The organism is Thermoanaerobacter sp. A7A, assembly GCF_000445185.1.
GTDB lineage: Bacteria > Bacillota > Thermoanaerobacteria > Thermoanaerobacterales > Thermoanaerobacteraceae > Thermoanaerobacter.
The window spans coordinates 28,721-40,646 of sequence record NZ_AVAF01000050.1; the positions used below are offsets into that span (position 1 = coordinate 28,721).

The 11,926-nt window shown below is 34.9% G+C and carries 10 protein-coding genes; all 10 read left to right on the forward strand.

Translation table 11 applies throughout. The features are described from left to right. Positions 1–47: 47 nt before the first annotated feature. The 10 genes from fusA to radA all read left to right on the forward strand — a co-directional run bounded on the left by fusA (position 48) and on the right by radA (position 11,880). A complete protein-coding gene (gene fusA, locus M663_RS0103285) occupies positions 48–2,087 on the forward strand; it encodes an elongation factor G (RefSeq protein ID WP_029687911.1) in 2,040 nt (679 codons plus the stop codon). Positions 2,088–2,480: 393 nt separating this feature from the next. Next, a complete protein-coding gene (locus M663_RS0103295) occupies positions 2,481–3,692 on the forward strand; it encodes a malic enzyme-like NAD(P)-binding protein (RefSeq protein WP_029687912.1) in 1,212 nt (403 codons plus the stop codon). Between the two features lie 25 nt (positions 3,693–3,717). Continuing rightward, a complete protein-coding gene (locus M663_RS0103300) occupies positions 3,718–3,909 on the forward strand; it encodes a hypothetical protein (RefSeq protein WP_029687913.1) in 192 nt (63 codons plus the stop codon). A gap of 166 nt (positions 3,910–4,075) precedes the next feature. Then, positions 4,076–4,540 carry a CtsR family transcriptional regulator gene (locus M663_RS0103310; RefSeq protein ID WP_029687915.1) on the forward strand — a complete coding sequence of 155 codons (465 nt, stop codon included), beginning with the start codon at positions 4,076–4,078 and terminating at the stop codon, positions 4,538–4,540. 14 nt (positions 4,541–4,554) lie between these two features. Next, on the forward strand, positions 4,555–5,070 hold the full coding sequence (locus tag M663_RS0103315; protein ID WP_003868421.1) for a UvrB/UvrC motif-containing protein: 516 nt from the start codon (positions 4,555–4,557) through the stop codon (positions 5,068–5,070). A gap of 9 nt (positions 5,071–5,079) precedes the next feature. Then, positions 5,080–6,099 carry a protein arginine kinase gene (locus M663_RS0103320; RefSeq protein WP_004404893.1) on the forward strand — a complete coding sequence of 340 codons (1,020 nt, stop codon included), beginning with the start codon at positions 5,080–5,082 and terminating at the stop codon, positions 6,097–6,099. Between the two features lie 12 nt (positions 6,100–6,111). Beyond that, positions 6,112–8,562, forward strand: a complete 2,451-nt coding sequence (locus M663_RS0103325) for an ATP-dependent Clp protease ATP-binding subunit (RefSeq protein WP_029687916.1) — start codon at positions 6,112–6,114, stop codon at positions 8,560–8,562. Positions 8,563–8,634: 72 nt separating this feature from the next. Then, the gene (locus M663_RS0103330) at positions 8,635–9,099 is read left to right on the forward strand and encodes an iron dependent repressor, metal binding and dimerization domain protein (protein WP_029687917.1); all 465 of its coding nucleotides are present in this window, start codon (positions 8,635–8,637) and stop codon (positions 9,097–9,099) included. Positions 9,100–9,194: 95 nt separating this feature from the next. Then, complete coding sequence (locus M663_RS0103335) at positions 9,195–10,460, forward strand: Nramp family divalent metal transporter (RefSeq protein ID WP_029687918.1); 1,266 nt, start codon at positions 9,195–9,197, stop codon at positions 10,458–10,460. A gap of 46 nt (positions 10,461–10,506) precedes the next feature. Beyond that, complete coding sequence (gene radA, locus M663_RS0103340) at positions 10,507–11,880, forward strand: DNA repair protein RadA (protein WP_029687919.1); 1,374 nt, start codon at positions 10,507–10,509, stop codon at positions 11,878–11,880. The last annotated feature ends 46 nt before the right edge of the window (positions 11,881–11,926 follow it).

Sequence of the window (11,926 nt, forward strand, 5' to 3'; positions counted from 1 at the left end):
AGAATAATAATATTAAAGATTATTTGCGATAAGATAGGGGGATATGTATGAAGGATTACAAAACTAATCAAATAAGAAATGTAGGATTGGTTTCACACGGTGGAGCCGGTAAAACTACATTAACTGAGGCATTCCTTTTCAACACAAAAGTCATTGATAGAATGGGACGCGTAGAAAATGGCACTACTGTATCTGACTATGACCCAGAGGAAATTGCCAGGCAGATATCTATTTCCACATCAGTAATTCCAGTGGAGTGGAAAGAGTATAAAATTAATATATTAGATATGCCAGGGTATTTTGATTTCTTTGGAGAGGTTGTCAGTGGTTTGCGGGTTGTAGACAGTGTTATAATACCTGTGTGTGCTGCTTCTGGTGTAGAAGTGGGAACTGAAAAAGTGTTTAGTTTGGCTCAAAAGAATAAGTTGCCTATTATATTTTTTATTAACAAAATGGATAGAGAAAATGCAGATTATTTTAAGACATTAAATCAATTGATGGACAAATTTGGTAATAAGGTTATTCCTTTGACATTTCCTATTGGAAGCGAACAAAGTTTTAAAGGTTATGTAGATGTTCTTACTCAAAAAGCATACGTTTACGATGAAAAAGGGGTAAAGGAGACAGAAGTACCGGCAGATTTGATGGATAAAGTTTTATCGGCCAAAGAGGAATTGATTGAGAACATTGCTGAAAACGATGAAACTTTAATGGAAAAGTACTTTGGAGGAGAAGAATTTACACAAGAAGAAATGAAAGAAGGAATCAAAAACAGCATAAGAATTGGAGAGTTAATGCCTGTTTTATGCGGTTCAAGCCTTAAAAATATTGGAACAGATAAATTATTAGATGCTATTGTAGAATTTTTGCCATCACCTCTGGATATAGAACGAGAAAAAGTCACTGAAAATAGTCCAGTAGCCGCGTTTGTATTTAAAACTATAGCAGATCCTTATGTAGGAAGACTTTCCATTTTTAAGGTTGTATCAGGTACTCTAACTTCTGATTCTACACTACTTAATTCAAATAAGCAGATGCAAGAAAAAATAAGCCAGCTTTACATTTTAAGAGGGAAAAAGCAGATGCCTGTATCTAAGTTAGTAGCTGGAGATATAGGAGCAGTTGCAAAGCTTCAATATACAATGACAGGAGATACCTTATGTGACACTTCTAATCCTGTTACGTTGTCAGCAATCGAGTTTCCTCAGCCTACACTTGCTCTTGCAATTGAACCTAAATCCAAAGGGGATGAGGAAAAAATTAGCAATGGACTCCAAAGGTTGCAAGAAGAAGATCCGACTTTTAGAGTAGAAAAGAATTTAGAGACAGGTCAGATGATAGTTTACGGAATGGGAGAGCAGCATATAGAAGTAATTTCTAAAAAGTTGATGAACAAGTTTGGAGTAGAATGCACCTTGACAGACCCAATTGTACCCTATAGAGAGACGATAAAGGGTAAAGTCAAAGTAGAAGGAAAGCATAAAAAACAGACAGGTGGGCATGGACAATATGGCCATGTGTGGATTGAATTTGAACCGAACCCCAACAGTGAGTTTGAATTTGAAGATAAGATTTTTGGTGGAGCTGTTCCAAAACAATATATTCCAGCAGTAGAAAAAGGCTTGAGAGAAAGTATGAAAGAAGGTGTGCTTGCTCGTTATCCTGTTGTAAACATTAAAGCTACTTTGGTAGATGGTTCCTACCATCCTGTTGATTCTTCTGAAATGGCTTTCAAAATTGCTGCATCTCTTGCTTTTAAAAAGGGAATGGAACAAGCAAATCCAGTTCTTTTAGAACCTATTATGAGAGTAGAAGTGGTGGTACCTGAAGAATACATGGGAGATATCATTGGGGATTTGAATAAGAGAAGAGGAAGAATTTTAGGAATGGAGTCAAAAGACAATTTGGAAGTAATCACAGCAGAAGTGCCTTTAGCTGAAATGAATAGATATGCGACAGATTTAAGGTCTTTGACACAAGCAAGAGGAGACTTCAAAATGACTTTTGCAAGATATGAAGAAGCTCCACCTAATGTGGCACAAAAGATAATAGAAGAAAGGAAGAAATTAAAAGATAAAGAAGAATAAGCCTGCTTTTGCAGGCTTTCAGTTTGTTGACAAAGTTAAAAAATATTCAAAGGAGAATTTTGCATCGTCGCTCCGATGTTTCCAAAGCGACAAAACTAAAGCTCGACCTTCGGCTCCGGCAGGGTACCGGGCACAATCGGCATCCATGCCTTAAGGTGCCCGCCTCCGCCATCCATGGCTTCGGCCCTGCCTCCACCCTCAGTCTCCCTAAGTTTTGTTAGCGCTTTGTCACAAGTCGCACCGATTGCAAAATATCTACTTTACGAAAGTTTGTCTACAGTCTGTAAGCCTGCTTTTGCAGGCTTTATTTTTATTGCAGTTAATAACTTTTTTCTAAAAAATATTTAAGTTATAATATAAGAAAACATGGGTATTAGAGGAGGACTTTATGAAATGAATATAAGAGAAGAAACTTTAAAACTTCATAAAGAAAATAGAGGCAAACTTGAAATTGTAAGCAAAGTAGAAGTGAAAAATGACAAAGATTTAGCTTTAGCCTATACCCCAGGTGTTGCAGAGCCTTGTAAGGAGATACATAAAAATAGTGATTTAGTATATGAATATACTACAAAGAGCCACATGATTGCGGTTGTGACAGATGGTTCAGCTGTTTTAGGTTTAGGCAACATAGGGCCTTACGCAGCACTACCTGTTATGGAAGGAAAAGCAGTTTTATTTAAAGAATTTGGAGGCGTTGATGCAGTACCTATATGTCTTGCTACTCAAGATGTTGAAGAAATTATAAAAACTGTGGTGAATATTTCACCTACTTTTGGAGGTATAAATCTTGAAGATATTTCTGCTCCTCGCTGTTTTGAAATAGAAAGAAAGTTGGGCGAAATTTTGGATATACCTGTATTTCATGATGACCAGCATGGAACGGCAGTTGTAACTTTGGCTGCTTTAATAAATGCTTTAAAAATTGTAGAAAAAGAATTAAAAGAAGTTACTGCTGTTGTAAATGGAGCTGGAGCGGCAGGGATTGCTATTGCTAAATTTTTAATAAAAGCTGGTATAAAAGATGTAATAGTTTGCGATAGAAGTGGTATCATATATGAAGGAAGAGAAGATAAAGACTTCTCTAAAAAAGAGATTGCAAAAATATCAAATAAAGGAAGATTAAGAGGAGCTTTAAAAGATGCTTTAAAAGGAGCAGATGTGTTTATTGGAGTATCAGCACCTAATGTATTAAATAAAGAAATGATAAAAACAATGGCCAAAAAACCAATAGTTTTCGCATTAGCTAATCCAGTACCTGAAATATATCCTGATGAAGCAAAAGAGGCAGGAGCTTATGTGGTGGGTACTGGTAGATCTGATTTTCCAAACCAAATAAACAACGTGTTGGCTTTTCCAGGTATATTTAGAGGGGCATTAGAAGTTAGGGCTACTACAATTAATGAAGAGATGAAAATTAGTGCTGCATATTCTATTGCCCAAACTATTTCAGAAAATGAACTTACTCCGGAGTATATAATTCCAAAGCCTTTTGACAGAAGGGTTCTTAAAAATGTAGCAATAGCGGTTGCAAAAGCAGCAATAGACACGGATGTAGCTAGAATAAATGTGGATTTAAAAGAGATTGAGAAGAGTTTAAGTGAATAAGAAAAGTAAATAAGAGGTGGAGGATATGAATAAAAGTCAAAAATTTTTCAAAGGAAAGCTATACAAATCAGTAAGAGGGAACTTTTTTGAAGAAGAAACTTACGAAAATACAGATAGAAAGAATTTAAAGGGAAAAAGCAATTTTTCATCTCTTATAAACCAACAAGAGCCTCAAGAGTTGGCAGATGAAGGGGAAGAAATCTATGAAAATGAATGAAAAATGGTGAAAATTTTAGAATATGAGAGATATTTTTATTATTTGATGAAAATATTAGAAAAAATCACTTGCTTTAGCGTGAAAAAGCTATTGACGAGAGGACAAAAAAATGTAAAAATATATTCGAAGGTCAAAGAAAGTCAAAGTAAAAGTAAGAGACGTGGTGATGGCGATGGCAAGGCTTAGTGATTTGATTGAAAATTTTATAAAAGAGCTAATGGAAGAGGCTGGTAAGCACTATGTAGAAATTCAAAGAAATGAATTAGCAAATGTTTTTAATTGTGCGCCATCTCAAATAAACTATGTGTTAGAGACGCGTTTTACTATTGACAGAGGATACATCATAGAAAGTAAAAGAGGCGGCGGAGGTTATATAAAAATTTATAAAACTTCTATATCAAACAATTGGATAAATAAAATAATAGAAAACATAGGGGATAATATTTCTGAGAGTAAAGCTAGATACTACATTGATGCTCTTTTAGACCACAATATTATAACTTCAAGGGAAGCAGCTTTGATGAAAGCTGTAGTTAATGATAAAATTCTTTCTTTTTCTCAGGAAGATAAGAATATGTTGCGAGCATTACTACTTAAGGCAATGCTTATGGAAATTGCTCGCAACAAGTAAAGGAGGTAATTTTTATGATGTGTGATAAATGCAAAATAAGGCCTGCTACAGTTCATTACACTAAAATAGTAAACGGAGTAAAAACTGAAATGCATTTGTGTGACCAGTGCGCAGCAGAAGAGGGAATTTTAAATACAGAAGTTTTTTCAACTTTTACACCTTTTTCAGTTCAAAATTTATTGTCAGGGTTAATGGACTTTTTGCCTGGAGTAGATGACTTTACAAAAAAAACTTTGAAATGCAGTCACTGTGGTATGACTTACGAAGATTTCAAAAAAATTGGAAGATTAGGTTGTAGTTTCTGCTATGATGCTTTTGCTGAAGAATTAAATCCTCTTATGAGGAGAATACACGGCAGTACAGAACACAGAGGGAAAATTCCTAAAAAAGCTGGCGGTAAAATGAGAGTAAAAAGAGAAATTGAGGAGTTGAAATATCAATTGGAAAAAGCTATTAAAGAAGAAGCTTATGAAAAAGCAGCAGAATTAAGGGATAAAATCAGAGAATTGGAGAAAGAATTAGGAAAGTAGGTGACCGAAATGCTACAGTACGATAAAGATGTGGTATTGTCCAGTAGAATTAGACTTGCTCGGAATATAAAAGATATTCCTTTCCCTACTATTATGACAGAAGAGCAGGGACGAAAGGTTATAGATTTGGTTAGAAAGGCTATATTAGGTAGTAATACTATTTTATCTACTCAATTTGTAGAATATGATATGAAGAAATTGACTCCTATTGACAGGCAATCACTTGTAGAAAAGCACCTTATAAGCCCTGACCTTTCACAGAATACAAAGAGTGGTTATGCTCTTATAAAAGATGACAATACAGTAAGTATAATGGTCAATGAAGAGGATCATCTTAGAATACAATGTATATTAGAAGGATTAAGGCTTAATGAAAGCTGGGATACTGCCGATAAAATTGACGATTTGATTGAAGAAACTATCGACTATGCCTATGATGAAAAGATAGGTTATTTGACTTCTTGTCCTACTAACGTAGGAACAGGGATACGAGCCTCAGTCATGGTTCATCTTCCAGCTCTTACTATCACTGGGCAAATAAGCAATATTTTAAACTCTGTTTCTAAAATAGGTATGGCAGTGAGAGGGATATACGGTGAAGGTACTCAAGCTTTAGGAGATATTTATCAAATTTCTAATCAAGTCACTCTTGGCCAAAGCGAAAGAGAAATAATTGAAAATATTGAAGGAGTAGCAAGACAAATTATCTCTAGCGAAAGAAAAGCTAGAGAGGATTTATACAAAAAACAAAGAATTCAAATAGAAGATAGAGTAGGAAGGGCTTTTGGAATTTTATCTCATGCAAAAGTGATGTCTACAAAGGAATACATGACTTTAATGTCTGACGTGAGATTAGGAGCAATTTTAGGAATATTAGATGTGGATATAAATAAAATTGATGTTCTCACTACACATATACAACCAGCTAATTTACAAAAAATTTATGGCATTCAATTAGACCCCTATGAGAGAGATGTTAAAAGGGCAGAATATGTAGTAAGTCAAATAAACAAAAAAGATAATTTATAGGAGGTGTTTGTTATGGCGATGTTTGGAAGATTTACAGAAAGAGCTCAAAAAGCTCTTTATTTGGCTCAAGAGGAAGCGAGGTCTTTTTATCATAACTATGTAGGGACAGAACACATTTTATTAGGATTGTTAAAAGAAGATGAAGGAATTGCAGCAAGAGTTTTAAAAAAACTGGGAGTAACTTATGAAACTACAAGAGAGAAGGTATTGTCTTTGATTGGAATGGGAAATATTCCAGGAGACGTGGTAGGTTATACACCACGAGCTAAAAGGGTATTGGAATTGAGTCTTAGTGAGGCAAGGAGATTTAATACCAGCTATGTAGGGACAGAGCATATTTTGTTAGGACTTTTAAGAGAAGGCGAAGGAGTTGCTGTAAGAATTTTAATGGAACAAGGTATAGATTTCAATAGGGTGAGAGAGGAGATTGTAAAAATGCTTAATGAAGAGCCTGCAGGAGGACCTGCAAAGGCTGCAAAAGTTAAAAATACCAATACACCTACTTTAAATCAATTTGGAAGAGATTTAACTGAGCTTGCAAGAGACGGCAAACTTGACCCTGTAATAGGAAGAGAAAAAGAGATTGAAAGAGTTATACAAATCTTAAGCAGAAGGACAAAGAATAACCCTGTCCTAATAGGTGAACCGGGTGTCGGTAAAACTGCTATTGTAGAAGGTCTTGCGCAAAAGATTGTAGAAGGAGAAATTCCTGAAATTTTGAAAGATAAAAGAGTTGTAACTTTAGACATGGCTTCTATGGTAGCAGGTACAAAGTACAGAGGCGAATTTGAAGATAGGTTAAAAACAGTATTAAATGAGGTTATAAAGGCAGGAAATGTGATACTATTTATAGATGAGATGCACACTTTGATAGGAGCAGGTGCAGCAGAGGGTGCAATAGATGCATCAAATATTCTAAAACCGGCACTTGCAAGAGGTGAAATTCAAGTAGTTGGAGCTACTACTTTGGATGAGTACAGAAAATATGTAGAAAGAGACCCTGCATTAGAGAGACGATTCCAACCAATAATTGTAGATGAACCAACTGTGGAGGAGACTATTGAGATATTAAAGGGCTTGAGAGATAAGTATGAAGCCCATCATAGGGTTAAAATTACTGACGAAGCTTTAGAAGCAGCAGCTAGACTTTCTCACAGATATATTGCAGATAGATTTTTACCTGATAAAGCTATAGACTTAATAGATGAAGCAGCTTCTCGCGTAAGACTAAAGACAGTGACAGCTCCTCCAGAGATAAAAGAACTGGAAGATAAAATCAATGACCTTATAAAAGAGAAGGAAGAAGCGATAAGAACTCAAGAATACGAAAAAGCTGCAAAAATAAGAGATGAAGAACAAAAATTGAGAGAAGAATTAGAAAAATTAAAAGCTAAATGGCAACAAAATTCTCTTTCTAATGAAAAAAGTGTAGGACCTGAAGAAATCGCACAAGTCGTATCTCTGTGGACAGGAATACCTGTTAAAAAGTTAGCTGAAGAGGAATCAGAGAGATTGCTCCACTTAGAGGAGGTATTGCATGAAAGAGTTATAGGACAAGATGAAGCAGTAGAAGCAGTGGCAAGAGCTATAAGAAGGGCAAGAGTAGGCTTAAAAGATCCAAAAAGGCCAATAGGTTCATTTATCTTCTTGGGTCCTACTGGTGTTGGTAAAACAGAACTTACAAAGGCTTTGGCAGAAGCTCTTTTTGGTGACGAAAATGCTATGATTAGGCTTGATATGTCAGAATACATGGAAAGACACACTGTATCTAAACTTATCGGTTCACCTCCAGGATATGTAGGATTTGAAGAAGGAGGACAATTAACAGAAAAAGTAAGAAGAAAGCCCTATTCAGTAATCTTGCTGGATGAAATTGAAAAAGCGCATCCTGACGTGTTTAACATTCTCCTTCAAATATTAGAAGATGGACGACTCACAGATTCAAAAGGTAGAACTGTGGACTTTAAAAATACAGTTATAATCATGACATCAAATGTGGGAGCAGAACTTTTAAAAAGGCAATCTACCTTAGGATTTATGCCTCAAGAAAAAGAAGACAAAGCCTCTTATGACAAAATAAAAGAAACATTGATGGCAGAGTTGAGAAAGACCTTTAGACCTGAATTCTTAAATAGGGTGGATGAGATAATTGTATTTCATCAACTCTCAAAAGAAGATATTGAAAAGATTGCTGATATAATGATTAAAGAATTGAATAATAGACTAAAAGAGAACAACATTAAACTGGAGTTTACTCCTGAAGCCAAAGAGGAAATTATCAAACAAGGATATGACCCCAACTACGGTGCAAGGCCTTTAAGAAGAGTTATACAAAGAATTGTAGAGAATCAATTATCAGAATTGATGTTGCAAGGGGAAGTAAAACCAGGAGATGAACTTATTGTAACTGCTAAAGATGGTAAAATAGACTTTGTAAAAAAAGATGCTGTGCAAAAGGCTTAGCCTCGTGCTAAGTCTTTTTTTTATTTAAAGATAATATATATGCTATTGAAGCATTAAAAAAGGTGTGAGCATATGGAAAAAGATAAGTTTTATACTGTAAGAGGCTATCAGATTCATTTTCCTAAAGTAAACCAATTGACACCCGCTATGGAAGATTATATAGAGATGATCTATAGAGAAAGTTTAAAAAAACGATATATTCGTGTGAATACACTTTCTGAACTTTTAAATGTAAAGGCTCCTTCAACTACTAAAATGCTTCAGAGGTTAAAGGAATTAGGATTTGTGGAGTATGAAAAATATGGAGTGATAGGTTTAACGGAAAAGGGCAAAGAAATGGGTAAGTTTTTATTGGATAGGCATTCTACTGTGGAGGAATTTTTAAAAAATTTAGGGGTTAAGGAAGGATTGTTAGAGCAAACAGAATTAATTGAACACAATATATCTATTGAAACGCTAGAAAAAATAAGAAAATTTAATAGGTTTTTGGAGGAAAATCCAGAAATAAAAAGAAAGTATCAGAAAAATAACCCGTAAAGGAGGGTTCTTTTTTTGTGTAACAAGACAAAAACTAAAGACATATTTTAAAGAAGGCAAATAAATTTAGCTTTGTCTAAAATGGGGGGATTTATTTGGAAAATCGTGAGTCCATCATAGCAACTAAAAAATTTTTTTCTCTTCGTGAGACCTTTAAAAAAGTTTTAAAATATTTTGGACCAGCTTTTGTGGTAAGTGTTGCCTATGTTGATCCTGGAAATTTTGCCACAAATATAAGTGGGGGTTCTATATTTAACTACCATTTAATATGGGTGGTACTTTGTAGCAATATTATGGCCATATTTTTGCAAAATATGTCTGCAAAATTAGGAATTGCAACGGGACGCAATTTACCGGAAATGTGTAATTTGATTTTTAATAGGAAAGTTAATTGGTTTTTGTGGATAGCAGCAGAATTGGCGGCTATGGCTACAGATTTGGCGGAGTTTTTAGGTGGTACTTTAGGATTGTATTTGCTTTTTCACATTCCTCTTATGTATGCAGGCCTTTTGACAGGAGTGATCACATTTATCATAGTTTATTTAGAAAAATATGGTCAAAAGATAGTTGAAATAGTGATTTTTGCTTTAGTTGCTATTATTAGCCTTTCTTATACTTTTGAACTTTTTTTGGCAAAACCAGATTGGGGAAAAGTGATGTATCATACTGTGATTCCTTCTATACCAAATGGAGAAGCTATGCTAATAGCTGTGGGAATATTAGGGGCGACAGTAATGCCCCATGTGATTTATTTGCATTCTCAGTTAGTCCAATATAGAAATACGGGAAATACATTAGAAGAAAAGAAGGAACATTTGAGGATGGAAAAGATAGATATTTTAGTAGCAATGAATATAGCATTTATAATAAATGCGGCTATGTTAATAGTGTCAGCAGCTGTTTTTTATAAAAATGGCATAGTGGTGGAGTCTATTGAAGAGGCTCACATGTCTTTAAAACCATTGTTAGGGTCTTTGTCCAGTTGGGCTTTTGGCATTGCACTTTTGGCGTCTGGTTTGTCATCATCTGCAGTAGGTACAATGGCAGGGCAGACTATAATGAAAGGTTTTGTAGGGTTAAATATTCCACTAAATGTAAGAAGACTTATAACCATGATGCCAGCACTAATAATTATTTTATTAGGTATTGACCCTTTGAAGACCCTTATCATAAGCCAAGTAATTTTAAGTTTTGAACTTCCTATGGCTATAATACCAATGCTTTTAATTACTTCTCAAAAAAAGTTTATGGGAGAATTTGTAAACACACCCATTGAAAAAGTCATTGGCATAATTGTAGCTTCTGTAATAATCTTTTTAAATGGGCTGCTTCTGTATTTCACTTTTATGGGAGAGGTTTAAAAGTGTGATATAATTAAAAGAGAATTTTGCGAAAGATGGTGGAGGTATGGCCAAATCAACTACAAAATTTGTGTGTAGAGAGTGTGGCTTTGAAAGCAGTAAATGGATGGGAAGATGTCCTAATTGTGACAGCTGGAATTCTTTTGAGGAAGAAACGATAGAGGATTCAAAAAATTTTAGGAAAAATAAAGATAGATCGCAAATATTTCTTCTCAAAGATGTAACTTTTTCAGAAGAAGAAAGAATAAAGACAGGGATTGAAGAGTTTGACAGGGTTTTAGGTGGCGGAATTGTAAAGGGATCTCTTGTTTTAATAGGTGGTGACCCAGGAATTGGGAAGTCTACTTTGCTATTACAAGTAGCAGGTAATATTTCTGATAACAGAAAGGTACTTTATGTGTCAGGAGAGGAATCAATTCAACAGATTAAACTGAGGGCAGATAGAATCTTGAAAGAAAAGCAACAAATATATCTATTGTGCGAAACAAATATAGAAGAGATAGAGAGAAAAATTGATGAGAATAAGCCGGATTTTGTTATTATTGATTCTATACAGACGATGTACACTGAGAAAAGTGAGACAATACCGGGAAGTGTGTCTCAGGTAAGGCAAGTGACTCAAAGGCTGATGGAGATTGCAAAACAAAAAGACATAAGTATTTTTTTGATAGGACATGTTACAAAAGAAGGGGCAATAGCAGGCCCTAAAGTTTTGGAACATATGGTGGACACCGTTTTGTATTTTGAAGGGGATAGGACCCAGTCTTTTAGGATATTGCGGGCTGTAAAAAACCGTTTTGGCGCAACTCACGAAATAGGAGTTTTTGATATGGAGGAGGATGGGCTTTGTGAGATAAGCAATCCTTCTGAATTTATTCTCTCAAATAAGACGAAAAATGTTTCAGGGACTGCTGTTGTATGTTCTATTCAAGGGACGAGGCCAATTTTAATGGAAGTGCAGTCTTTGATATGTAAGACTACTTTTGGAGTGCCGCGAAGAATGGCTACTGGATTTGACTACAATCGCTTTATATTGCTTTTGGCAGTTATAGAAAAAAGACTGGGCATAAATCTTTCACAATTTGATGCATATGTAAATGTGGCTGGAGGAATGAAAATTCAAGAGCCAGCTGCTGACCTTGGAATAATTGCTTCATCTCTTTCTGGATATTTTAATATACCTATTCCTGAAGATGTTTGTTTTATAGGAGAGGTGGGATTGACGGGAGAAGTAAGAGGAGTCAGCAATATAGATAAACGAATAGGTGAAGCACAAAAGATGGGATTTTCTCAAGTTTTTATTCCTGAGATGAAAACAAAAGAAATAAAAAAGTTTGGGAATATAAAGGTTACTAAAATAAAGGACATAAAGGATATTATGGATTTTTTGAGAGAAAGAGAACAAAAAGCGTCTTCATAAGGAAGACGCTTCAGACTGTAGACAAACTTTCGTAAAGGAGATATTT